The 24,152-nt window shown below is 33.7% G+C and carries 22 protein-coding genes; 13 read left to right on the top strand and 9 right to left on the bottom strand.

Annotation, left to right across the window (positions count from 1 at the left end):
• Nucleotides 1-48: 48 nt before the first annotated feature.
• Nucleotides 49-249, bottom strand: coding sequence for a hypothetical protein (locus tag M4I21_RS07300; RefSeq protein WP_249558458.1), 201 nt, complete (start codon nt 247-249; stop codon nt 49-51).
• Nucleotides 250-261: 12 nt separating this feature from the next.
• Nucleotides 262-843 (bottom strand): MarC family protein, encoded by a 582-nt coding sequence (locus tag M4I21_RS07295; RefSeq protein ID WP_249558457.1) that lies wholly within the window; start codon nt 841-843, stop codon nt 262-264.
• Nucleotides 844-966: 123 nt separating this feature from the next.
• Between M4I21_RS07295 and M4I21_RS07290 the strand changes: the two genes are divergently transcribed.
• A complete protein-coding gene (locus M4I21_RS07290) occupies nt 967-1,554 on the top strand; it encodes a DUF3109 family protein (RefSeq protein ID WP_249558456.1) in 588 nt (195 codons plus the stop codon).
• On the opposite strand, the gene M4I21_RS07285 is transcribed toward M4I21_RS07290, so the two are convergent.
• Nucleotides 1,534-3,390, bottom strand: coding sequence for a tetratricopeptide repeat-containing sensor histidine kinase (locus M4I21_RS07285; RefSeq protein WP_249558455.1), 1,857 nt, complete (start codon nt 3,388-3,390; stop codon nt 1,534-1,536). The two genes, M4I21_RS07290 and M4I21_RS07285, sit on opposite strands and share 21 nt — an antisense overlap.
• Before the next feature lie 117 nt (nt 3,391-3,507).
• Nucleotides 3,508-4,242, bottom strand: coding sequence for a LytR/AlgR family response regulator transcription factor (locus tag M4I21_RS07280; RefSeq protein ID WP_249558454.1), 735 nt, complete (start codon nt 4,240-4,242; stop codon nt 3,508-3,510).
• 237 nt (nt 4,243-4,479) lie between these two features.
• On the opposite strand from M4I21_RS07280, the gene M4I21_RS07275 reads away from it, so the two are divergent.
• The 3 genes from M4I21_RS07275 to M4I21_RS07265 all read left to right on the top strand — a co-directional run bounded on the left by M4I21_RS07275 (nt 4,480) and on the right by M4I21_RS07265 (nt 8,718).
• Nucleotides 4,480-4,632 (top strand): hypothetical protein, encoded by a 153-nt coding sequence (locus M4I21_RS07275; RefSeq protein ID WP_249558453.1) that lies wholly within the window; start codon nt 4,480-4,482, stop codon nt 4,630-4,632.
• A 495-nt stretch (nt 4,633-5,127) separates the two neighbouring features.
• Entirely contained in the window at nt 5,128-6,114 is a 987-nt protein-coding gene (locus tag M4I21_RS07270) for a ribonucleotide-diphosphate reductase subunit beta (protein WP_249558452.1), read from the top strand.
• Nucleotides 6,115-6,225: 111 nt separating this feature from the next.
• Nucleotides 6,226-8,718 carry a ribonucleoside-diphosphate reductase subunit alpha gene (locus M4I21_RS07265; protein ID WP_249558451.1) on the top strand — a complete coding sequence of 831 codons (2,493 nt, stop codon included), beginning with the start codon at nt 6,226-6,228 and terminating at the stop codon, nt 8,716-8,718.
• Nucleotides 8,719-9,250: 532 nt separating this feature from the next.
• On the opposite strand, the gene M4I21_RS07260 is transcribed toward M4I21_RS07265, so the two are convergent.
• From M4I21_RS07260 to M4I21_RS07250, 3 genes are read right to left on the bottom strand one after another with little or no spacing between them, the layout of a single operon-like run.
• On the bottom strand, nt 9,251-10,168 hold the full coding sequence (locus M4I21_RS07260; protein ID WP_249558450.1) for a hydroxypyruvate isomerase family protein: 918 nt from the start codon (nt 10,166-10,168) through the stop codon (nt 9,251-9,253).
• Between the two features lie 16 nt (nt 10,169-10,184).
• Nucleotides 10,185-10,832, bottom strand: a complete 648-nt coding sequence (locus tag M4I21_RS07255) for a gluconate 2-dehydrogenase subunit 3 family protein (RefSeq protein ID WP_249558449.1) — start codon at nt 10,830-10,832, stop codon at nt 10,185-10,187.
• On the bottom strand, nt 10,832-12,550 hold the full coding sequence (locus M4I21_RS07250) for a GMC oxidoreductase (RefSeq protein ID WP_249558448.1): 1,719 nt from the start codon (nt 12,548-12,550) through the stop codon (nt 10,832-10,834). The genes M4I21_RS07255 and M4I21_RS07250 overlap by 1 nt, the downstream gene beginning before the upstream one ends.
• Nucleotides 12,551-12,683: 133 nt before the next feature.
• On the opposite strand from M4I21_RS07250, the gene M4I21_RS07245 reads away from it, so the two are divergent.
• On the top strand, nt 12,684-13,673 hold the full coding sequence (locus M4I21_RS07245) for a sugar phosphate isomerase/epimerase family protein (protein ID WP_249558447.1): 990 nt from the start codon (nt 12,684-12,686) through the stop codon (nt 13,671-13,673).
• A 24-nt stretch (nt 13,674-13,697) separates the two neighbouring features.
• Entirely contained in the window at nt 13,698-14,834 is a 1,137-nt protein-coding gene (locus tag M4I21_RS07240; protein ID WP_249558446.1) for a Gfo/Idh/MocA family protein, read from the top strand.
• Nucleotides 14,835-14,911: 77 nt separating this feature from the next.
• Here the strand turns inward: M4I21_RS07240 and M4I21_RS07235 are convergent, their stop codons facing one another.
• Entirely contained in the window at nt 14,912-15,373 is a 462-nt protein-coding gene (locus M4I21_RS07235; protein ID WP_249558445.1) for an ASCH domain-containing protein, read from the bottom strand.
• Nucleotides 15,374-15,564: 191 nt separating this feature from the next.
• On the opposite strand from M4I21_RS07235, the gene M4I21_RS07230 reads away from it, so the two are divergent.
• The 6 genes from M4I21_RS07230 (at nt 15,565) to nadD (ending at nt 20,454) form a co-directional block, all read left to right on the top strand.
• Nucleotides 15,565-16,617 carry a sugar phosphate isomerase/epimerase family protein gene (locus tag M4I21_RS07230; protein ID WP_249558444.1) on the top strand — a complete coding sequence of 351 codons (1,053 nt, stop codon included), beginning with the start codon at nt 15,565-15,567 and terminating at the stop codon, nt 16,615-16,617.
• Between the two features lie 24 nt (nt 16,618-16,641).
• Nucleotides 16,642-17,400, top strand: coding sequence for a 3-keto-disaccharide hydrolase (locus M4I21_RS07225; RefSeq protein ID WP_249558443.1), 759 nt, complete (start codon nt 16,642-16,644; stop codon nt 17,398-17,400).
• Between the two features lie 2 nt (nt 17,401-17,402).
• Nucleotides 17,403-18,221: a 3-keto-disaccharide hydrolase gene (locus M4I21_RS07220; RefSeq protein ID WP_249558442.1), complete on the top strand. Its 819-nt coding sequence runs from the start codon at nt 17,403-17,405 to the stop codon at nt 18,219-18,221.
• A 193-nt stretch (nt 18,222-18,414) separates the two neighbouring features.
• Complete coding sequence (locus tag M4I21_RS07215; RefSeq protein ID WP_249558441.1) at nt 18,415-19,272, top strand: YicC/YloC family endoribonuclease; 858 nt, start codon at nt 18,415-18,417, stop codon at nt 19,270-19,272.
• On the top strand, nt 19,272-19,865 hold the full coding sequence (gene gmk / locus M4I21_RS07210) for a guanylate kinase (RefSeq protein WP_249558440.1): 594 nt from the start codon (nt 19,272-19,274) through the stop codon (nt 19,863-19,865). Before M4I21_RS07215 ends, gmk begins: the two co-directional genes overlap by 1 nt.
• Before the next feature lies 1 nt (nt 19,866).
• Nucleotides 19,867-20,454 carry a nicotinate (nicotinamide) nucleotide adenylyltransferase gene (gene nadD, locus M4I21_RS07205; protein ID WP_249558439.1) on the top strand — a complete coding sequence of 196 codons (588 nt, stop codon included), beginning with the start codon at nt 19,867-19,869 and terminating at the stop codon, nt 20,452-20,454.
• 4 nt (nt 20,455-20,458) lie between these two features.
• Here nadD and M4I21_RS07200 read toward each other — a convergent pair whose 3' ends face one another.
• Nucleotides 20,459-21,487: a DUF3829 domain-containing protein gene (locus M4I21_RS07200; RefSeq protein WP_249558438.1), complete on the bottom strand. Its 1,029-nt coding sequence runs from the start codon at nt 21,485-21,487 to the stop codon at nt 20,459-20,461.
• Nucleotides 21,488-21,651: 164 nt separating this feature from the next.
• Here M4I21_RS07200 and M4I21_RS07195 point away from each other — a divergent pair, with 164 nt between their 5' ends.
• The gene (locus tag M4I21_RS07195; protein WP_249558437.1) at nt 21,652-24,108 is read left to right on the top strand and encodes a zinc-dependent metalloprotease; all 2,457 of its coding nucleotides are present in this window, start codon (nt 21,652-21,654) and stop codon (nt 24,106-24,108) included.
• The last annotated feature ends 44 nt before the right edge of the window (nt 24,109-24,152 follow it).

Raw genomic sequence — 24,152 nt, 5'->3', positions numbered from 1 at the left:
GCGCTATATTATATAGCGCCTCTTTCGTTTTTTAATATTTTATAAAAGTTATTCTTTTATTTTTTCTTGTATCTTTTTAGAAATCATAAAAATTACCAACAATACAATTGCACATAAAGCAGCTACTATACAAATTAATGCTATTGTACTTTGTCCGTTTAAAGGATCATTAAAATCTATCTGAGTAACATTGTACCCAATTAGCAATCCCGCTATCAAAAATAAGATGATAAATATTATTTTATTCATTTTAACTACTTTTTAAAAGAGTTCATTAATATTTGCCGCAAATAATTTTACCGCTATTGCCAGCAAAATTACGCCAAAAACTTTTCTAATTACACTTAATCCACTTTTTCCTAGTACTTTCTCTATCTTTTTAGAGGATTTTAACACTGCGTAAACAAATAGGATGTTTATTACTATTGCTACTATTATATTCTGGACTTGATACTCTGCCCTTAAAGACAATAAAGAAGTCATTGTACCAGCACCTGCAATTAGAGGAAAAGCAATTGGCACAACAGATGCTGTTTCTGGAACATCATCTTTATATAAGGTTATACCTAAAATCATTTCTATTGCCATAAAGAAAATAATAAAAGAACCCGCTACAGCAAAAGAATTAACGTCTATACCTATTAGGTTCAGGATTTCTTCACCCACAAACAAAAAAGCCACCATAATTAAGGTTGCCACAAGAGATGCCTTTTCAGATTGTATGTGTCCAACCTTTGCTCTTAAACTTATTATTATAGGAATACTACCTATAATATCTATCACAGCAAAAAGAATCATACTTGCTGTTGCAATTTCTTTAAAATTAAAAAAACTTAAAAACATACGACACTACTTTTTAAAAATCGGTGCAAACTTACACTTTCTAAAACAGTTTTAAATTACTAAAATCAAAATTAATAGCTTATTAACGTTAAAGAAGTATCTTTGCACCCTTATAATTAGCATATGTTTCAAATAGGAAAAACCATAGTATCTGAAGAAATTATTGAAAATGATTTTGTCTGCAACCTAAGTGCTTGTAAAGGCGCGTGCTGTATAGATGGTGACGCTGGCGCACCGCTAGAAGATAAAGAAACAGAGATACTGGTAGACATTTACCAAGACATAAAACCTTTTTTAAGACCAGAAGGTATTGCTGCGATAGAAGAACAAGGTGCCTTTGTTAAAGGTGAGGATGGTGAATGGGAAACTCCTTTGGTAAATGGTAGCGAATGTGCTTATGTAGTTTTTTCTGATAACGGAACTGCAAAATGTGGCTTAGAAGATGCTTACAACGAAGGTATTACGAGCTGGAAAAAACCTGTTTCTTGTCACTTATACCCTGTTAGAACTAGAGAATATTCAGAATTTACTGGTGTAAACTACCATAAATGGGAAATTTGCGATCCTGCTTGTTCTTTAGGAGAAGAGTTAAAGGTTCCTGTTTATAAATTTGTAAAAGAAGCTTTAGTGCGTAAATTTGGAGAAGAGTGGTATAGCGAGTTAGAAATAGTTGCGCAAGAACACCATAAATTAAATAATAGGAATAGTTAACACAACCTCTGTCCCCAGAGCAACATCCTTATCATCTTTTATATCTATAAATTCTACATTGTAAGAGTTTAAGTAATCTTTAGAGAAATTTTTTAAACGTTCTTTGGTTATATTTATACCTAAAGATTTTCTTTTAAGAACTTTGTTTTCTTTTATTTTTTCTGATGCTGCTCTGCCAATACCATTATCTTTAATACTTATTTTAATAAACTCTTCATCTTCTTTAGTTATGTAGAGATTTATTTTTTTAATTCCCTCTTTAGAAGACAACCCGTGCCATAACGCATTTTCTAAAAAAGGCTGAAGAATTAGTGATGGTATTTTTACGTGATTAACATCTACCCTACGGTCTATATCTACCGCAAAGTGTATTTTATTAGAAAAACGTATGTTTTCTATATGCATATACAAGGTTACGGTTTCTAACTCATCTGCTAACGATATTTCTTTTAAAGATGATGCTTCAAGTATTTTACGCACTAATTTAGAGAACTTGTTAAGGTAATGTACGGCATTCTTTTTCTCGTTATTAATAATATATAATTTAATAGAATTAAGTGAGTTAAATAAAAAATGCGGATTCATTTGACTACGCAACATCGTCTGTTCTAGTGTAAGTAATTTTTTATCGCTAGTAAGTTGACTTTGACGGTAAAAAACAAAAAGTACCACAGCCAACAGCACTAAAGAAATACATATTATTAACAACGTAGCTCTGTTTTTCTTCAGTTTAAGTTTTACAATTTCATTATCCTTTCTTAAACTCTCAATTTCATTATTAATCTTCTCACTTTCATACCTTAAAATTACATCATTAGCATAACGCAAGTTACGTGTACTGGCAATCTTCTTCTCTAAATCTATTGCCTTCTTATAATAATCTAATGCTTCTTTGTAATTTCCTTTTAACAATTCCAAATCGGACATATGCCTTTCTCCCAAAGAAATTATTCTAGAAATGTTTTGTTCCTTACCAATAGATAAACTCCGACTAATATGTTCTTCTGCCTCTTTAAGCCTATTTAATTGCATATAGGCCCAGCCCACATTGGCCTCTATAAAAGCCGTTGTAAATTTATCTCCTAATTCTATGGATTTTTTAAGTGCTGGTTCTAGCAAAACAATTGCTTCTTCTGCCTTATCTTGTTTTAAATAAATTTGAGCAATACTATTGGTACAAATAACTCGTCCTTTATCAGAGTTTATGGATTCATTATATGCCAAAGAAATTTTATATTTTTCTAAGGCTTCCTCCAGTTTACCCTGAGCTTCTAAAGCTTCTCCTATGTTTTGATTATTAATAGCAAGGCCTAATGTATCACCTAGCTCTTGTTGCAATTTTAAAGAAGCTTCATACCTATTTATTGCTAAATTGTACTGCTCTAAAGTATGGTAAAGGTTACCTATACTATTTAACGACACATACATACCCCGCTGTAGACCCGCACTAGGTTCTACTATACTTTCTGCTAACTCTAACGCTTGTTGGTTGTAATTCAAAGCTGTACGTACAGCATCTATTCTTCTATAAGCTACACCTAACATATTTAGACTATACACTCTAAACTCTATATTATTAACCTCGTTAGCAATCTCTAACGCTTTTTTATGTAACGCTATAGATTTATTATATTTAGATAGCTTTCTGTATTTTCTTCCTAATTGGTTATACGCAAATGACAAGCCTATTAAATAGTTCTTTTCTTGTGCTCCTTTAATAAAATAGTTAAGTAATAAAGTATCATTCTTTTTCGCGCCTAAAACACTAGAAATTTCTTCATATGTCTTAGGTTGGTTAACAATAAGACTATCTACTCTAACTTTATATTCTTGCATTGTTGCTTGCCCAAACATAGACAAACAGCAAAAAAACAGAAAGAACAAGACTAGCCTTTGTGGCTTACAAAAAAAGGAAAACCTTAAACTGTGCACTAAATTAACACTCATAAAAATTTAAATCAGATCTAAAAAATTAGATTTCTTCTGTCTAGAAACAGGTATTTGATCATCAGACTTTAGCACTAAATAACCATCAGTCTTTACATATTCTTTTATTTTATTAATATTCACGATATAAGAATTATGAACTCTAAAAAAATTATCTAAGGGCAACAACTCATCAACCTCTTTCAGTTTTTTGGTAATTACCACTTTTTTTCCTTCTTCTAAATATATTGTACTATAATTACCATCAGACTCAGCGTACAAAATCTCATCACTATCTAAAAACAATAATTTGCCATCTGTATTCAAGGTAATTCTTTTGTTTATCACATTAGAATTAAAGTCTAACAGTAAACGTTCTAATCTATCTATTGTCCCGTTCTTTTGGTTGTGTTTTTTTATTTTAGCAATGGTATCATTTAAATCATCTGTATCTATAGGTTTTAAAAGATAATCAATAGCCTCGTTTTTAAGTGCCTTAATTGCATATTGGTTATACGCTGTGGTAATAACGACGGGGAAATCTCTCTCCTTTATTTTTTGCATAAACTGAAAACCATCCATAACAGGCATTTCAATATCTAAAAAAAGACAATCCGGATTACTAGTCTCTAAATAATTTAAAGCTTCATAAGGATCTGTGAAAGACGCAACAACTTTAATCTCATTACTAAAGTTGGTTAATTCCCATGTTAAACTTTGGATCGCTTTTATTTCATCGTCAATAATAACAGCTTCAATCATATTCGGTAGGATTTAATAAAAGTAAAAGTACAATCTATTCCCTAAAACAAATTTATTTATGTGTGCTTGGACAGATATAAAGTATCATTTGTATGAAAAAATGTATAAAACATACAATTCACACATTTTTTCTAGCCATTTATACATTGTCAACATAAAAATTAACAAATGATTATAAATTAGCATTAAAATTAGACAATGGTCTTGTTTCTATCAAAAATTAATAATTAGAATGTTATGAAAAAGTGTGTTCTTATGTTTAGTCTATTAATAGTAACAATAGTTATTGCTTCTATAACAGAGAAAAAAAATAAAGTAACTAAAGAGGAAACTGTATTTAAGACAACAAATAGCAGTTTAGATTCTTTATTAGCAAATACAAATAAATAAAAGTATGATACCACCAAACTAAGAGTTTACGATTCTTTAGGGGTTTATGTTAAAAAACAGAACATAAAACTGCGTAAAAGCAGCCTGACTCTAATTATAAGTGTTAAATGGTTTTTATTGCAAATGGTTTAAAGGTTTCGGGGGGAACTACCTGAATCATATTAATTTTCATTTTCATTTTAGAGCGGAATCGTAAAGTTTGGTGCGTCATAAATTGCTACTTCACTAACAAACAACACTTCCAGATAATATACTTTTTGGTTTATTTTTTTACTCCATTTTTAAGTTTAAAAAACTGAAAAAATATATAATTTCTACAAAGGCAACAAACATCACTAGCGAGCACACATGTCAACAATTGGTGTTAAAAACTTTGAGTCCAAAACAACAAAAACACCTTTAATATGTGCCCATATTTTACAATCTTTGTAGTCCCCCAAGGTTAAGGAAATATTCTCCTTAAATTTTAAAACAGTTATAATCCAGATTTAAATTATGTCAACAGCTATAGAACCTATTTTAGAGAAAAACGAAGATAGATTTGTAATTTTCCCTATAAAACATAACGATTTATGGGACTGGTACAAAAAATGTGAAGCTAGTTTCTGGACCGCTGAAGAAATAGATTTACACGCAGATCTTAACGATTGGAATAATAAACTTAATGACGATGAACGTTATTTTGTAAAACATATTTTAGCATTTTTTGCTGCTTCTGATGGTATCGTAAACGAAAACTTAGCAGAAAACTTTGTTAGCGAAGTACAATATGCAGAGGCTAAGTTCTTCTATGGTTTCCAAATTATGATGGAAAACATACATTCTGAAACATACTCGTTATTAATTGACACGTACGTAAAGGATGAAAAAGAAAAAGATATCTTATTTCACGCATTAGAAAACTTCCCTGCTATTAGAAAAAAAGCGGATTGGGCTTTAAAATGGATAGAATCTCCAAGTTTTGCAGAGCGTTTAATTGCTTTTGCTGCTGTTGAAGGAATTTTCTTTTCAGGATCTTTCTGTTCTATTTTCTGGCTTAAGAAAAGAGGTTTAATGCCTGGACTTACATTTTCTAACGAATTAATTTCTAGAGATGAAGGCTTACATTGTGACTATGCAGTACACTTGCATAACCACCATTTAATAAATAAAGTACCTAAAGCACGTATTACAGAAATACTTATAGATGCCTTAGACATAGAGAGAGAATTTATTACAGAATCTTTACCTGCTAGTTTAATTGGTATGAACTCTAAATTAATGACACAATATTTAGAATTTGTAACAGACCGTTTGCTAGTAGAGTTAAACTGTGATAAAGTGTACAACTCTACAAATCCATTTGACTTTATGGATATGATATCTCTTCAAGGGAAAACAAATTTCTTTGAAAAAAGAGTAGCTGAATACCAAAAATCTGGTGTTGCTAACAATAAAGATGGCGACGACGCACAGAAAATTAGTTTCGACGCAGACTTTTAGATTTAATCAAAATATTTTAGGCTTTACCCCTAAAAACCATATATAAATAACCAAATTGTTGAGCCCCACACGACTTGACCTAACCAACGTATCACTAAAAACAATTGTAGCATGTATGTAGTAAAAAGAGACGGCAGAAAAGAATTAATAATGTTTGACAAGATTACGGCAAGAGTTCGTAAGCTTTGTTATGGACTTAATGCACTAGTAGACCCATTAAAAGTGGCTATGCGTGTAATAGAAGGTTTATATGATGGTGTTACAACATCGGAACTAGACAATCTAGCAGCAGAAATTGCAGCAACAATGACAACGTCTCATCCAGATTACGCAAAACTAGCTGCGCGTATTTCTGTATCCAACTTACACAAAAACACCAAAAAGTCTTTCTCCGAGGTGATGAAAGATTTATATGAATATGTAAACCCTAGAACAGGAAAAGAAGCCCCTCTTTTATCTGACGAAGTCTTTAAAGTGATACAAGACAATGCAGAAAAATTAGATTCTACTATTATATACAACCGAGATTTTGGCTACGATTATTTTGGTTTTAAAACATTAGAACGCTCTTATTTATTAAAATTAAGCGGTAAAATAGCTGAACGTCCACAGCATATGTTAATGCGTGTTTCTATAGGTATACATTTAAACGATTTAGATGCTGCCATAGAGACGTACGAGTTAATGTCTAAAAAATATTTTACTCACGCTACTCCAACATTGTTTAACTCAGGAACACCTAAACCACAAATGTCTTCTTGCTTTTTATTAGCAATGCAAGATGATAGTATAGATGGTATTTATGACACATTAAAGCAAACTGCAAAAATATCTCAGTCTGCTGGTGGTATTGGCTTGTCTATACACAACGTAAGAGCAACAGGTTCTTATATTGCAGGTACAAACGGTACATCTAACGGTGTTGTTCCTATGCTACGTGTGTACAATGATACTGCTCGTTATGTAGATCAAGGAGGAGGAAAACGTAAAGGTAGTTTTGCTGTCTATGTAGAACCATGGCATGCAGATATTTTTGAGTTCCTAGACCTTAAAAAGAACCACGGTAAAGAAGAAATGCGTGCGCGTGATCTTTTCTATGCAATGTGGATTCCAGATTTATTTATGCAAAGAGTTGAGGCCAATGCAGAATGGACACTTATGTGCCCTAACGAATGCCCTGATTTATACAAAAAACACGACAAAGAGTTTGAAGAAGCCTACCTTGCTTTTGAAGCACAAGGAAAAGGAAGAAAAACAATAAAAGCTCGTGATCTTTGGGAGAAAATATTAGAATCTCAAATAGAGACTGGTACGCCTTATATGCTGTACAAAGATGCAGCTAACCGTAAGAGTAACCAGAAAAACTTAGGAACAATACGTTCTTCTAACTTATGTACAGAAATTATGGAGTACACAGCTCCAGATGAAGTTGCTGTATGTAACCTAGCTTCTATTGCATTACCTATGTTTGTTAAAAATGGCGAGTTCGATCATAAAGAACTTTTCCGTGTAACAAAACACGTAACTAGAAACCTAAATACAGTTATAGATCGTAATTACTACCCAGTAAAAGAAGCAGAAAACTCTAACATGCGTCACAGACCAATTGGTTTAGGCGTACAAGGTTTAGCAGATGCATTTATATTAATGCGTATGCCTTTTACAAGTGATGAAGCTAAAAAGTTGAATCAAGAAATTTTTGAAACTCTTTACTTTGCTGCACTTACCGCTTCTATGGAAATGGCCAAAGAACAAGGTACATACTCTAGTTATGAAGGGTCTCCAATTTCTCAAGGAGATTTCCAACACAACTTATGGGGTATTAAAGATGACGAATTATCTGGTCGTTGGGATTGGGAAAAATTACGTAAAAGTGTGATGAAAAACGGAGTTAGAAACTCTCTTTTAGTTGCACCTATGCCTACAGCTTCTACTTCTCAGATACTAGGGAACAACGAGTGTTTTGAACCGTATACATCTAACATATATACTCGTAGAGTATTATCTGGAGAGTTTATCGTTGTAAACAAGCATTTACTAGAAGACTTAGTACAACTGGGACTTTGGAACGAAAACTTAAAGCAAGAGCTTATGCGTGCTAACGGATCTGTACAAAACATAGACATTATACCGCAAGACATAAAAGAGCTTTACAAAACTGTTTGGGAGCTAAGCATGAAAGATATTATTGATATGTCTAGACACCGTGGATATTTTATAGATCAAAGTCAGTCTTTAAACTTATTTATGGAGAATGCAAACTACTCTAAGTTAACTTCTATGCACTTCTATGCTTGGAAAAGCGGACTTAAAACAGGTATGTACTACTTAAGAACTAAAGCTGCCGTAGATGCAATTAAGTTTACACTAGATAACAGCAAGAAAAAAGAGATGCCAATTAGCGTTGCTGAAGAAGTTGAAATAACAGCTGTTACAGCTCCTGCACCAACACCTGTTACCACTGCTACAGAAGTAAAAGTTAGCCCAACAGCAACTGCAACCGACGTAGATGTAGCTCCTATGAGCGCAGCAGAAATGAAGGCGCTTATAGAACAAGCTAAAGCAGGCGAAGCAGATGACGACTGTCTAATGTGTGGCTCTTAATATCTAAAGATCTATGAACACCTCTCGTTATGGACGAGAAAAGAATTACCTCAACTATGCTCTTCCCCCTATAAAGCATAGCTTGAGGTTTTTTATTCACCTTCCTTAAGGTGGTAAGCAGAAAACAAAAAGCGTTATTAAAAACCACTTAAACAGTAGTTTTTAATAACGCTTTTTTTATAACTATATAAAAAGCTAAGCAGTTGCTATTGCTATTCTTTTTTCAATCTAGGTCTAATAATTGTAGAATAAACCAAAGCTGACGTGTAAACGATTAATAAAATAAAATAATTCTCCATAGTAGTAGGTCTTTAATGTTGCTAATTCAGGTATCAAGTTAACAACAGGTTAAATATTCGTTATGAAAATACAAAAAGATTACATACAACCAAACAAAACCGCACTTAATCGATAAATTTTAGCAAAATTTAACTTTTGCTCACTCTTTTTAACCCATTTTCAAGTTTAAAGGAAAAAGAAAAAGCCACACCGTATGGCATAGCTTTATATTATATAGGATGTATATTATAGTCTACAAGAACAAATCTACTTCTTTATAAGCATCTATAACGGCACGCTCTCCATCTTTATTAGGCTTAGAGTTACCGTGTTCCATACCTAAAATACCTTTGAACTTTTTCTCGTGAATAAATTTAAATACATTTTTATAGTTTATCTCACCTGTAGTTGGCTCTTTTCTCCCTGGATTATCACCTATTTGTATATATGCAATCTCGTCCCAACTAGCCTCCATATTAGGTATTAAATTACCTTCTTGTATTTGTTGATGATAAATATCAAACAAAATTTTACAAGATGGTGAATCTACAGCTTTACAAATTTCAAATGCTTGCGGAGATTCTGTTAAAAACAATCCTGGATGATCTCTAAAGTTTAAAGGCTCTAACACCATAGTTATACCGTGCGGCTCTATAATGGCAGCAGCCTGCTTTAAAGACTCTATAACATTTGCTGTCTGATACCCCATAGAAAGCCTTAAATCTACGTGACCAGGCACTACAGTCATCCACTTGGCATTAACACGCTTAGCAACCTCTACAGAACTTTTAATCTCTTCTAAAAAGTTTTCTCTAATAGCTAGGTCTCCAGAAGCCAAACTTGGTTTTTTCCAAGAAATTTCATGCGCTACAAATACCCCCATATCAATACCCAAACGCTGCATTGTTCTAGCCAATTTTTCTTGAGTAGCCACATCGCGCTTGCGCATATTATTATCTTCTAAAGCAGTAAAACCTTCATCTGCCATAAAACGCAACTGCTCTTCTAGACTATCTCCATGACCAACAAACATTCCAAAATGTGGCGCATACTTTAAATTAAATTTATGTTTAGCTAAACTATCAGAAGAAGAAGCATAACCATAGGCACTACCTAAAGTAATTGCACCAGTAGTTAATGCCGATTTCTGAATAAAACTTCTTCTCTTCATTTTTAGCTATTTTAAATTATAAAGCCCAAGCCTTACCTCCTGTTAATTCTTCAACAGTACCACAAGCAACATACTTACCCGGTATTGGATCAAAATCTAAAAAGTTTTTAGCAATTTCCTCAGTAGTTTTATACCCATGAATTGTCCACCCCCTAAGTTCTTGTGCAAATGCAATAGCGGCAGAATTATCATCTAACTTGGCAACTTCTCCATTGGATATCGCTTTGTTATAATTCTTAAACGCCAAGTCTTTAGCTTCTATTTGTGCATCTGTAAGTTTTAAACAGCTAGCCAACGTTTTTTCAAGCTCTTCTGCAGTTACGTCAGACACTGTTTCTTTTCCCGCTTCTTTAGTTGCTAAAGCTATAAAACTAGCCATTTTAGCTTTAAAAAGGTCTTTTTCAACTTGAGTATTAGAAACATTGATGTACTGATCTACAAAAAGATGAACTTTTGCTTCTGATGCAGATGGAGAATCTGTTTTAGGAAGTATAATATCCATAAGAGTTACCACAACATTACCCTCTTCTTGCGAAAAAAATTCTGGAGTAAAAGCAATTCCGGTATCGTTCTTACAACTTTGTACTATACTAATTAGGGTTGGCACAGCTACAACATAGCCTAACGACAAACCTAGGTTTTTAAGTGCTAATCTTCTATCCATTATAATAATCCTTTTTTAAGTTGTTCTGCAGCGTGGTGTGCTGCTCTTGCAGTAAAAGCCATATATGTTAATGATGGATTAACACATGAAGACGATGTCATAAAAGAGCCATCTGTAACATATACATTTGGCACAGCATGTACTTGGTTATGTTTATTAAGTACAGATGTCTTTGGATCCTTACCCATACGAGCAGTACCCATTTCATGAATACCTAAACCTAAAGCTCCTATATTATCATAAACGCTTACATCTCTAAGTCCTGCAGATTTTAACATTGCTGCTGCTTGCTCCTTAATATCTTCTCGCATTTTAAGTTCATTTTCTTTAAACTCTGCATCAAAAGTTACTGTTGGCAATCCCCAGTCGTCTAATTTATTATAATCTAGCGTAAATCTATTCTCTTCATAAGGCAAAACTTCACCAAAGCCCATAATACCCATTGTCCATCCACCAGGTTTTAATACCGCTTCTTTTAAATCTTTACCATATGCTGTTTCTGCAATTACCTCTTCCCAATTACCTCTACTTGCTCCTCCTTGGTAACCAAAACCTCTTATGTAATCTTTACGATCTGTATCTCCTCCTAAGTTTCTAAACCTTGGAATATAAACTCCATTTGCTTTTCGTCCAGAATAATATTTATCTTCAAAATCATCTAACTTACCATTTGCCCCACAACCTAAATGGTGATCCATAATATTTCTACCCAACTGGTCAGACTCATTACCCATTCCATTAGGAAAAGTATCTGACTTAGATTGCATTAATATAGCCGTAGAAGCAATAGCAGAAGCACATAAGAAAACCACTTTGGCTTTAAACACTATTTCTTCTTTAGTTTCTTTATCTATAACTTTAACTCCAGTTGCTTTTTTGGTTTTTGGGTCATAAATAACCTCACTAACTATAGCATCTGTTCTAAGTGTTAAATTACCTGTTGCTTCTGCAGTAGGTAACGTAGAAGAATTACTACTAAAGTATGCTCCAAATGGGCAACCTCTACTACAACGATTACGGTACTGACACTTAGATCTTCCGTCACCTCCAAATTTTTTATCACTGGTAATGTGGGCAACTCTACCAGCGGTAATGACACGGCCATTAAAATTTTCGGCAACGCTTTCTTTTAATTTTTCCTCAACGCAATTAAGAGGCATCATTGGCTCAAACGTACTATCTGGTAACTGTGGCAAGCCTAAACTTTCTCCAGAAACACCTATAAAAGTTTCAACTTTAGTATACCAAGGCTCAATATCCTTATAACGAACAGGCCAATCTACACCGTGACCATCTTTTTTATTGGCTTCAAAATCTAAATCGCTCCAACGGTAACTATGTCTACCCCACATTATAGATCTACCACCAACATGGTAACCACGCATCCAATCAAAACGCTTCGTTTCATTATAAGGATGTTTCAAATCATTAACAAACCAATGCTTTGTATCTGCATTTGTAGTGTAACCGGTTCTAGACTGTTTTAACTGCTTAGCTTTTTCCTCTGGAGAAACAGCTCCATTATTCGGAAAATCCCAAGATTCCTTAAACGCAGTAGGGTAATCATCTCTATGTTTTACCATTCTACCTCTTTCCAGAATTAAAGTCTTTAATCCCAACTCGCATAATTCTTTGGCAGCCCAACCACCACTTATACCAGTTCCTACAACTATAGCATCATAAGACTCCTGTTCTTCATTATAATAAAATTTGCCCATTCTTTGCGTTGTTTATTTCATAATTTTCTCAAATATAAAATAAATTTTCTACATTTAAACCCTGTAAATATTGAGGGTAACGTACTATAACGTTATAGTTGATGTAAATTCCTAAAAATTAAATACCTAAAAAATGAGAGTAAAAAACCTAGTTAATCAAAGTGTAAAATACCCATTAATTTTACTTGTCTTCTGTTTTGCGTCTTGTAAGGATGCTCCAAAAAAAGCTGAAGAAGTAAAAGACGAAGTTGCAACCAATGCAGAGGCAGACAAAAAACCTTTCTTCAAATTATCTCTAGCACAATGGTCCTTACATAAAGAAGTGTTTGATAATGGTGCTGACCCATATTCTTTTGCTGAAAAAGCTAAAGGACTAGGATTTTCTGGTTTAGAATATGTTAGCGCTCTTTACAAAGACGTAAAAGAAGCAAACTATTCTGATGAAGCAATGGCTAATTTTGTTACCAAATCTAATGAAGAAGCCAAAAAACACGGAATGACGAACGTGTTAATAATGATAGACGGACAAGGAGATCTTGCTTTAGCAGATGCTGAAGAGCGTAAAAAAGCAGTAGAAAGCCATTTTAAATGGGTAAAAGCAGCTGCAGAAATGGGATGCCATGCAATACGAGTAAATCTTGCTGGTGCATCTGAAGAGCAAGAATGGATTGCTAATTCTGTGGATGGATTAAAACAACTTGGGACTTTTGCAAAAGAACACAATATAAATGTGATTGTAGAAAACCACGGCGGCCTATCATCTAACGGAAAATTACTTTCTAACGTTATGAGCAAAGTTAATATGGACAACGTTGGCACATTGCCTGACTTTGGAAATTTCTGTATTAAAAAATCTGAAACTGGCTGCGATGAGATGTATGACATTTACAAAGGAGTTACAGAGTTAATGCCATACGCTAAAGCTGTAAGCGCTAAGTCTTATAACTTTGATGCTGACGGAAACGAGACTAAAATAGACTACGCCAAAATGTTGCAAATTGTAAAAGATGCAGGGTATACTGGTTTTATTGGCGTTGAATATGAAGGTGATGAAAAAAGCGAACAAGATGGTATTATTGCAACTAGAGATTTACTAGTTAACGCAGCAAAAAACTTAAAGTAAGAAGATACACTAAAAGAAATTTTTATGAGTAAAAAAATTAGACTAGGCATACTTGGTGGCGGTGGAGATTCTTTAATTGGAGTTTTACACAGAGTAGCTTCTTTTATTAACGACAACTATCAAATAGTAGGAGCTGTTTTTAATCCAGATTTTGAATCTAGTGTTAATTTCGCTAAAAAAATAGACATTCCTACAAACAGAATCTATAAAGATTTTGACACTCTTATTGAAGAGGAATTAAAGCTTCCTAAAGAAGAAAGAATACAGGTTTGCTCTGTGCTAACACCTAACTTTTTACATTTTCCGATGGCAAAAAAACTATTAGAAAATGGATTTAATGTTATTTGTGAAAAGCCAATGACAACCACTTATGAAGAGGCTAAGATATTACAAGCAACCCTAGAAAAAGCTGGGACCGTATTTGCCGTAACTCATACTTATACAGGCTACCCAATGGTACGCCAAATGAGAGAAATGATTAAAACTGGCGCAATTGGAAACATACAAAAGGTAGATGCTCAATATTACCAAGGTTGGATTAACCCAATTATACACGAAAAAGACAAAAGGACTTCTACCTGGCGTCTAGATCCTGAAAAATCTGGAATTAGCTGTTGTATGGGTGATATAGGTGTACACGCATTTAACATGATAGAATACACCACTGGTATGCAAATTAAATCTTTACTGGCAGATTTAAATTATTTGTATGATGACAACAAGATGGATATTGACGGCACTGCACTAATACGTTTTAATAACAACGCTAAAGGTGTTATAAGAACAAGTCAAATTGCTACGGGTGAAGAAAACGGATTAGTTATAAAAGTATACGGCAACAAAGGCGGCTTAAAATGGGAACAAGAAAACCCTAATTATTTATATGTTTTAAGTGAAGATAAACCGTTACAAATATACAAGCCAGGACACGCTTACAATTCTGATTTATCTTTAGACGGCACAAAATTACCACCAGGACATCCAGAAGGTATTTTTGATGCAATGGCAAATATTTACTTAGGCGTATCTAGAGCCATTAGAGGTGAAAAATATAATGATGGCGAATTCCCAACTATGTTAGATGGTGTACGAAGTCTTAATTTTATAGAAAGTAGTGTAGCTTCTCATAACCAAGGAAATGTTTGGGTAGATTTAGATTAAAACTACCACATACTAAAAACAAAAAACCACACTTAGTTAAGTGTGGTTTTTTTTTATGAAAATAAAACTTATTTTAGTTAGAAAACTTTCTCAAACTCTTCACAAACAACAATCATACTTTCTGTTGGTTGGCGTTTAAATTCCGCTAATTCTCTTTTATAATATTCTAAATGGGTCGTTTTCCAATATGTTAAACTTTTATCGCCCTCTCCTTCTTTTTGCGCATATACTTCATCTACACTAAACAAAGGTTTTAGTTTTACCGCCGTAGTACGAATTATACATTTTGCTTGTCCGTCCCAATCGGTAACAACCCTAAAATCCCCTATTTTAGGCAAAGATTCTTTACGCAATTGCAAACCCAATAAAGAATGAGTAGTTGCTTTTTTTACACCTTTTTCAACAAGAGCAACACATTCATTCGCGTCTTTTTCATTGTCACAAAAATGTTCCACTTTCGGGGCTTGTACAAAAGCATCTTCCAAATGCTTATCTAAATAATCTCCCCATAAACTTTTAGCCGATCTATTGTTTTCCACAGATATACATTTATATTTTTATTCTATTTAAGATTTTATGTTGTTCGTCGCACAAAACCACTCAATTCGTATAAAAAGATACTCCAAATCGTTTACTAATTATTATATTTATGACTTGAGTTCTTCTTCTTAAGAACCATAAAAACTGAACGTTAAATATAGCATTAAATTACATAATATAAACACATTAAATGAAGACAATAAAAGGTCCAGCAGTTTTTTTAGCACAATTTGTAGATAGTAAAGCGCCTTTTAATTCCTTAGAGGGACTTTGCAAATGGGCTGCAAACTTAGGATACAAAGGAATACAAATACCAACATGGGAATCTTTTCTAATAGATTTAGATACAGCTGCTGAAAGTCAAGAATATTGTGATAATCTTAAAGCAAAAGTAAATTCTTATGGTTTAGAAATTGTAGAATTATCTACGCACTTACAAGGACAATTAGTTGCTGTACATCCTGCATACGATGTTATGTTCGATGGTTTTGCACCAGAACATGTAAAGGGCAACCCTAAAGCAAGAACAGAATGGGCTATAGAAACAGTTAAAAAAGCTGGTACTGCTAGCAGAAGATTAGGTATAAAAACGCACGCTACATTTTCTGGCTCTTTACTTTGGCACACAATGCACCCTTGGCCACAAAGACCTCCTGGATTGGTAGAACTGGGTTTTGAAGAACTAGCGGCAAGATGGCTTCCAATTTTAGACCACTTTGACAAAGAAGGTGTAGATGTTTGTTATGAAATTCACCCAGGAGAAGACTTGCATGATGGTGATACTTTTGAACGTTTTTTAGAAGCTACTGGCAACCATAAACGTGTAAATATTTTATATGATCCTAGTCATTTTATACTACAACAACTAGATTATATTGCATTTATAGATCATTACCATCCCTACATAAAATCGTTTCACGTTAAAGATTCTGAATTTAATCCGACAGGAAAAAAAGGAGCTTTTGGAGGCTATAATGACTGGATAGATAGAGCTGGGAGATACCGTTCCTTAGGAGACGGACAAATAGATTTTAAAACTATTTTCTCTAAACTAACACAGTATGGTTGCGACGTATGGGCAACTATGGAATGGGAATGTTGTATTAAAAGTCCTGAACAAGGAGCAAGAGAAGGCGCTCTATTTATTAAGGATCATATTATAGAAGCTACAGAAAAAACATTTGATGATTTTGCTGGAACTGAAACGGATAAAGAAATGCTTAAAAAAATGTTAGGCATTTAATATAATAACAAACAATTACTACTTATGAAAAAATATCTTTTATTATTATCCTTTTCCGTGCTGGCATTTAGCTGTAAAGAAAAAGCAGAGAATTCTTCTGAAAACCCAAAAGAAACGGCAGAAGTTGCCCCAAAGGAAGAACTTAAAGAAAACGAATGGACTGTACTTTTTGACGGCACCAACCTAGATAATTTGCAATTATATGGAAACGATAATTCTATAGAGAATTGGAAAATAGAAGGAGATGCGTTAGTTTTCCATCCACCAACAGAACGCCCAAAAGATACATATTACAACTTGGTTACTAAAAAAGAATACACCAGTTTTATACTCTCTATAGATTGGAAAATATCTGAAGGAGGAAATAGTGGTATTTTCTGGGGAATTAAAGACGATGGCACATACGGGCAGCCTTACGAAACGGGCTTAGAAGTACAAGTTCTAGACAACCAAAAACACCCTGATGCCAAAAATGGTACAGATCGCCAAGCAGGTGCTTTGTATGACATGGTTGCACCAAGCAAAGATGTTACAAAACCAATTGGCGAATGGAACACTGCTGTAATCACAATTAACCACAAAACCAATACCGGAAGTTCCGTATTAAACGGTGTTACTGTCGCAGAATTTCCTTTAAATGGAGCTGATTGGAATAGTCTATTAAAAAATTCTAAATTTAATGGTTGGGATGGCTATGCTGCATACAAAACGGGGAAAATAGGTGTACAAGATCACGGAGATGTAGTGGCTTACAGAAATATAAAAATTAAAGAATTAGATTAAGAATGAAAAAGATTTTACTATCCGTTTTGGGTTTAACATTGTTTTTATCTTGTCAGGAAAAAGCAACAAATGCAACAGATAAAACTGCAGAAGCACCAAAAGAAGTAGACTATATTGTATATGAAGAATACAATGGAACAGAACCTACAAAACCTGAAGAAACTGAATTATACAAACCAGTTCCCCCAACAGTAACACCTGCAAAAAACAATGCTGCACCTAGTGATGCTATTGTTTTATTTAATGGCACCAACTTAGACCAATGGACAAATGCCGAGGAAGAACCGGCTCCGTGGATTGTAGAAAAAGAAGGCTTTTTCTCTGTAAAGGATAAATCTGGAGATATTAAAACAAAAAAAGAGTTTGGAAGTATACAGTTACACATAGAGTGGAGATCACCTTCCGAAGTTTTAAGAGACGGGCAAAATCGTGCAAATAGCGGCGTATTTCTTCAAGACAGATACGAGATCCAAGTACTGGATAACAATAACAATGATACGTATGTAAACGGACAAGTTGGCTCTATATACAAGCAACACATTCCGCTTGCAAAAGCATCTGTACCTACAGGAGAATGGAACACCTATGATGTTGTGTACCATGCACCTGTATTTAACGAAGATGGAAACAAAATAAAATCTGGTACAATAACACTTTTACATAACGGAATTCTTGTTTTAGACCATGTAGAAATTAAAGGAACGACACCTTATATTGGATGGCCTAAAAACGAAGCACATGGCAAAGCTCCTATTAGATTACAAGATCACGGAGACAACAGTAGAGTTAGCTACAGAAATATATGGGTAAGAGAATTGTAATGTATTTATGATACAAATACAACGTTTAAGCTAAAATTCTGCCTATACATTTAGGCAGAATTTTTATTTTAAAAAAAAACATTTAAACTCCCCATAAGACCTTTTATATAAAAAGTGACAAAAAAAGCTATAAAAATAAGGTCTTAGCTTCAACTAGTATAGTTTATTTATATTTGCATAAAATTTACAATATATGATTCAGTCCATGACCGGATTTGGAAAACACGTAGTGCAACTTCCAACAAAAAAGATTACCATTGAAATTAAATCTTTAAACAGTAAAAGTTTAGACCTAAACGCTCGTATGCCATCTGCGTACAGAGAGAAAGAATTAGAGTTGCGCAAAACTATTGCCAACGGTTTACAAAGAGGTAAAATAGACTTTAATCTTTATATTGAAAGTACTGGCGCAGATACTTCTTCACAGATTAATGAAGTAGTTGTTAAGCAGTATATGCAACAGTTAAAAAACATTGCTAATGGTGATGATGTTAAGCTTTTAGAAATGGCTTTACGTTTACCAGATGCTATGAAAACTGAACGTGATGAGATTGACGCAAAAGAATACAAAACCATACAAGATACACTTACTGAAGCTTTAAAGGAAATTAATACTTTTAGAACCGAAGAAGGTTCTGTTTTAGAACAAGATTTTAAACAACGTATTTCTTCTTTAGAAAGCTTATTAGAACAGGTACTTGCAATTGACCCAGAAAGACAAACTGCTTTACGCGAACGATTACATAAGGCTGTAACCGACTTAAAAACAGAAGTAGACCAAAACAGGTTTGAGCAAGAGCTAATTTACTACTTAGAAAAGTATGATATTACTGAAGAAAAAGTACGTTTAGCAAACCACCTTACTTATTTTACTACAACTATAAACTCGGAGGATTCTAATGGTAAAAAATTAGGATTTATTTCTCAGGAAATAGGACGAGAAATTAATACAATTGGCTCTAAAGCTAATTATGCACCTATGCAACAACTGGTTGTACAAATGAAGGATGAGCTAGAAAAAATCAAGGAACAAATGCTAAATGTTTTATAATGAAAGGTGGCAAACTTATTATATTTTCAGCGCCATCTGGTAGTGGCAAAACAACTATTGTAAGACATTTATTAGGAAAAGAAGAACTAAACTTAGCTTTTTCCGTTTCTGCAACGTCCAGACCAAGAAGAGGTAAAGAAAAACACGGAGAGCATTACTATTTCCTTTCTTTATCTCAGTTTAAAAATCACATTAAAAATGATGACTTTTTAGAATGGGAAGAAGTATACAGAGATAATTTTTATGGTACTTTAAAAACAGAAGTAGAACGTTTATGGGCTGAGGGGAAAAATGTCATTTTTGACATTGATGTCGTTGGAGGCCTGCGTATAAAAAAGAAATTTCCAGAACAAACTCTAGCTGTTTTTGTTAAGCCACCAAGTATAGATGAGCTTAAAATAAGGTTAAAAAAACGAAGCACAGAAAGCGATGACAAAATAAACATGCGCATAGCAAAAGCATCTGTAGAACTAGCTACAGCGCCACAGTTTGATTCTGTTATTAAAAACTATGACTTAGATACAGCTTTAGCTGAAGCAGAAAAATTGGTTGCTGATTTTATTAGTAAACCAAACCCTGAAAAAGAAGCATAATATGAAAAAAGTAGGGTTGTATTTTGGGACATTTAACCCAATACACATAGGACATTTAGTTATTGCAAACCACTTAGTGGAGTTTACAGATTTAGACGAAGTTTGGTTTGTAATAACACCTCAAAGTCCGTTTAAAACAAAACAATCCTTACTAGACAACCATCATAGACATCAAATGGTTTTGGAGGCTACGGAAGAATATCCAAAGCTAAAACCTTCTACAATAGAATTTAATTTACCGCAGCCAAACTACACTACCCATACATTGGTTCATTTGTTAGAGAAATACCCTAGCGGTTATAATTTTTCCTTAATTATGGGTGAAGACAACTTAAAGAGTTTTCATAAATGGAAAAACTACGAAGTTATCTTAAATAACCACGACATTTATGTGTATCCAAGAGTTTCTAGTGGTAATATCGAGCATCAATTTAAGAATCATTCTAAAATAAAAATTGTAGAAGATGCCCCTATTATGGAAATTTCTTCAACTTTTATTCGTAAAAATCATAAACTAGGAAAAAACATTACCCCATTATTACCTAAGGCTGTTTTTAAATATATGGATGAGATGAATTTCTATAGGTAAGTGCTTAATTAATACTTCTGTATTCATTAACCATTGCTATAAATTCTAACTCTAATTTAAGAGGTGACCCTTCTGCCGCAACTTCTGGATGCGCATCCCCATAATCAAAATCGTTATTCGCAATACGTAGTTTTAAACTAGTTAAACCTTGAAGTATGTTACCAAGATGACTACTAAACTTAGAGATAACAGGCATTGGTTTACCAAATTCTTTTACTATTAAATCTTGATTACTTTTTAAATCTTCCAAGGCTACATAAGCGCTTCTAAGTTCTTTTATTTTTTCATTTATAAGACCAAACTCCAACGTCAATAACTGATCTACATCTCTACCTCCTATTTCATTTAAAATAGCCTCTGTAGCGTTTATTGCAGTAAAAAGATTGTATTGCACAACAAGTTCTTGTGCTTTATACTTATCTTTTTCATACTTCTCTACATTGTCTTGTAATCTATAAAAAGCTACAGACATAGTATCAAAAGCTACAAAGTAATTTCTATAAGCCTCTAACAAACTAATTTTGGCTTTTTGGCTAGAATTTAAATCTATTTCTTGTGATTTGTCTTTATTAAAAAAAGTCTCTAAATTATTAATTTCTTTATTTAAAATTTCTGATGTTCTATAAACCATAAGCATATTAGCATCAACCTTTTTTATTGCTGGTTTTTGAACAATAGCAGATTTTAGCAGGTTTAAAGGCTTTAAAGGCAATCTTATTTTACCTATAAGCTTGTTGCTTCTTTTAAGTTCATCACTAAGACTTTGCCAACTTAGGTAATTAGCATAAGACTTACGAACTTTATCATCATAGGTATTAAAAAAATCTATGTACGTATTGTATTTTGCTACAAATGCAGTAGAATTATAAAAAACCTCTTCATCTACAACCTTAATATTTTTCTCTTTAGAAGAAAAAGGCTCTAAAGAGCTTGTAAATGTATGCAACTCCTTGTCCTCCTCTTTTTGCTTTACATCTTTGCAGCTCACAAAAACAAAAGCAATTAAATAGGTATGTACAAGGTAGTTCTTCATATTTTTTTTTTAGTGTCGTGCAAAAATAAACAAAGTTATTGCGTTAACTATCACGACTTACCGTGATAATTTAGGTTATTATAAACAATTCTGCTATTTATTAACTTTTCACTAACAAATTCCCCATTATACATTTATTATCTTGTGAAGCTAACAAACCACTAATGAAAAAAATACTTTTATTTAGCTTAGCAGTCACCTTCTTGTCTGCTCAAAGCATTTCTGCCCAAAAAAGGAAAAAATCTAAAAAAGGCAAAACAGAACAAGTAGCTCCTGCTAAGAAAACCAAAAAAGGAGACATTAAAAACTATAGTGACGTAGTAACCAAAGATGCTGTTACAGATGAAGGACTTTTTAAAGTACATAAGGTCGCTAAAAAATACTTTTACGAAATTCCTTTTAACAGGCTAGAAAAAGATATGCTTTGGGTTACCAGAATTTCGCAAATACCAACTGGTTTAGGCGGCGGTTATATGAATGCCGGCTCTAAGACCAATGAACAAATGGTACATTGGGTACGTTTTCAAGACAAGATATTATTAAAAGTAAAATCGTACAACAACATTGCAGACAGCACCAAAGCTATTAGCGCATCTGTACGTGTTAACAATTACGAACCTACTTTATTTGCTTTTGATATTGAAGCTTTTAGTACAGATTCTACTAGCGTTGTTATCGATGTAACTACCTTATTTAGTACAGATGTACCTGCAATAAGCGGATTATCTAGTAGACTAAGAAAAACATACAAAGTAAAAAGGTTAGACCCGCAACGTAGTTTTATAAACAGCGTTAGGAGTTTTCCTGAAAACATAGAAGTAAAACAAGATTTTACCTATTCTGCATCTGAACCGTCTACTTTAAGGTCTACAGAATCTATTAGCTTGCAGATGAACCAGTCTATGATTTTATTACCAGAACAACCAATGCAACCACGTATTTTTGATCCTAGAGTTGGATTCTTTACTGTTAGTCAGTTTGATTTTGGTAGCGATGAATTAAAGGCAGATGAAAAAACATATATACGCCGTTGGAGATTAGAACCTAAGGACCCTGCTGCATACGCAAGAGGAGAATTAGTAGAACCTGTTAAACCTATAGTTTACTATTTAGATCCAGGTACTCCTGAAAACTTAAAAGAATATATTAAGCAAGGTATAGAAGATTGGCAAAAACCTTTTGAAACTGCAGGTTTTAAAAACGCAATTATTGCTCGCGATGCTCCTACTCCAGAAGAAGATCCTGAATTTAGCCCAGAAGACATTAGATATTCTATGATACGCTATGTAGCCAGCACAACAAGAAATGCTGTAGGACCAAGTGTGTCTGACCCTAGAAGTGGAGAAATTATAGAAAGTGATATTATTTGGTACCACAACCACTTGCGTAGCTATAGAAACAGATACCTACTAGAAACTGGAGCTGCTAACCCAAGTGCTAGAACTCTTAAAACAGCGCCAAAAGAAATAGGAGATATGATGCGAATGGTAATTGCCCATGAAGTAGGACACGCATTGGGTTTTCCTCACAATATGGCTGCTAGTTACGCATACCCTGTAGATTCTTTACGAAACGGAGAGTTTACACAAAAAAATGGTATTGCTGCTAGTATTATGGATTATGCTCGTTACAATTACATAGCACAACCAGGAGACAAAGGAATTCGTTTTATTAGACAAATGGGACCATACGACCATTACGTAACCAACTGGGGTTACCGTTATTTAGCAGCTAACTCTGCAGAAGCAGAAGTTGCAACACTAAACAAATGGGTTTTAGAAAAAGCAAATGATCCTATTTATAAATTTGGAAAGCAGTCTAGTAGTTTTGATCCTCAGTCGCAAACCGAAGGTTTAGGAGACGACCCCGTAAAAGCGAGTACTTACGGAGTTAAAAACTTAAAGTATGTGGCAAATAATCTTAGTAGTTGGACATCTGACCAAACAAATAATTATGATGACCTAGAGGAATTATACGGCGAATTATTAAGCGTATATAGCAGATATACTGGACACGTAGTAACTAATATTGGCGGCGTTTTTGAAAACTTAAAAACACCAGAACAAGAAGGATCTATTTACACACCTTTAAGCAAAGCAAAACAAAAAAAATCTATGCAATGGCTACAAGACAATGTGTTTAGCACTCAGTCTTGGTTAGTAGATAATAGTATTTTACAAAACATAGATTATGCTGGTTATCCAGAAAACCTACGCAAAGTGCAAGCTAGACACTTAGGAAGCCTTTTAAATGCAGACCGCATTGGACGTTTATTAGATGCAGAAACTACGAGCAAAACGTACTATAGCGCATTAGAAATGCTTTCAGATTTACGCAAAGGTATCTGGAAAGAAGCATACACAGGTAAAAGTGCGGATATTTACCGCAGAAACATACAACGCACATACATAGAACGTATGGAAGCTTTATTAACTGCTGAAAATGACAGAAGATCTAGTTTTGATGTCTCAACATCTGATGTTAGCGCTTTGGTTCGTGGTGAATTAAAAACATTACGTTCTAAATTAAAACTTGCTAAAAATGGAAACGTGAACACAATAACTCGTTACCATTATGAAGATGCAATTGCAAAAATAGAGCAAGCATTAGACCCTAAATAAGAGTCATTACAAAACAAAAAAAAGCGCAATCTTACCAAAGATTG

It is taken from the genome of Cellulophaga sp. 20_2_10, from assembly GCF_023476645.1.
Classification (GTDB): Bacteria; Bacteroidota; Bacteroidia; order Flavobacteriales; family Flavobacteriaceae; genus Cellulophaga.
The sequence above is the reverse complement of the archived record's forward strand: the minus strand, read 5'-3'. Positions and strand labels throughout refer to the sequence as shown.

Coding starts and splice junctions, on each gene's coding strand:
- M4I21_RS07260 (WP_249558450.1), bottom strand. CDS start 10,168: ATGAAGAGAAGAAGTTTTATTCAGAAATCGGCATTAACTACTGGTGCA.
- M4I21_RS07275 (WP_249558453.1), top strand. CDS start 4,480: ATGAAAAAGTGTGTTCTTATGTTTAGTCTATTAATAGTAACAATAGTT.
- M4I21_RS07225 (WP_249558443.1), top strand. CDS start 16,642: ATGAAAAAATATCTTTTATTATTATCCTTTTCCGTGCTGGCATTTAGC.
- M4I21_RS07250 (WP_249558448.1), bottom strand. CDS start 12,550: ATGGGCAAATTTTATTATAATGAAGAACAGGAGTCTTATGATGCTATA.
- M4I21_RS07220 (WP_249558442.1), top strand. CDS start 17,403: ATGAAAAAGATTTTACTATCCGTTTTGGGTTTAACATTGTTTTTATCT.
- M4I21_RS07280 (WP_249558454.1), bottom strand. CDS start 4,242: ATGATTGAAGCTGTTATTATTGACGATGAAATAAAAGCGATCCAAAGT.
- M4I21_RS07230 (WP_249558444.1), top strand. CDS start 15,565: ATGAAGACAATAAAAGGTCCAGCAGTTTTTTTAGCACAATTTGTAGAT.
- M4I21_RS07245 (WP_249558447.1), top strand. CDS start 12,684: ATGAGAGTAAAAAACCTAGTTAATCAAAGTGTAAAATACCCATTAATT.
- M4I21_RS07290 (WP_249558456.1), top strand. CDS start 967: ATGTTTCAAATAGGAAAAACCATAGTATCTGAAGAAATTATTGAAAAT.
- M4I21_RS07215 (WP_249558441.1), top strand. CDS start 18,415: ATGATTCAGTCCATGACCGGATTTGGAAAACACGTAGTGCAACTTCCA.
- M4I21_RS07270 (WP_249558452.1), top strand. CDS start 5,128: ATGTCAACAGCTATAGAACCTATTTTAGAGAAAAACGAAGATAGATTT.
- M4I21_RS07200 (WP_249558438.1), bottom strand. CDS start 21,487: ATGAAGAACTACCTTGTACATACCTATTTAATTGCTTTTGTTTTTGTG.
- gmk (WP_249558440.1), top strand. CDS start 19,272: ATGAAAGGTGGCAAACTTATTATATTTTCAGCGCCATCTGGTAGTGGC.
- M4I21_RS07195 (WP_249558437.1), top strand. CDS start 21,652: ATGAAAAAAATACTTTTATTTAGCTTAGCAGTCACCTTCTTGTCTGCT.
- nadD (WP_249558439.1), top strand. CDS start 19,867: ATGAAAAAAGTAGGGTTGTATTTTGGGACATTTAACCCAATACACATA.
- M4I21_RS07240 (WP_249558446.1), top strand. CDS start 13,698: ATGAGTAAAAAAATTAGACTAGGCATACTTGGTGGCGGTGGAGATTCT.
- M4I21_RS07300 (WP_249558458.1), bottom strand. CDS start 249: ATGAATAAAATAATATTTATCATCTTATTTTTGATAGCGGGATTGCTA.
- M4I21_RS07265 (WP_249558451.1), top strand. CDS start 6,226: ATGTATGTAGTAAAAAGAGACGGCAGAAAAGAATTAATAATGTTTGAC.
- M4I21_RS07285 (WP_249558455.1), bottom strand. CDS start 3,390: ATGCAAGAATATAAAGTTAGAGTAGATAGTCTTATTGTTAACCAACCT.
- M4I21_RS07295 (WP_249558457.1), bottom strand. CDS start 843: ATGTTTTTAAGTTTTTTTAATTTTAAAGAAATTGCAACAGCAAGTATG.
- M4I21_RS07255 (WP_249558449.1), bottom strand. CDS start 10,832: ATGGATAGAAGATTAGCACTTAAAAACCTAGGTTTGTCGTTAGGCTAT.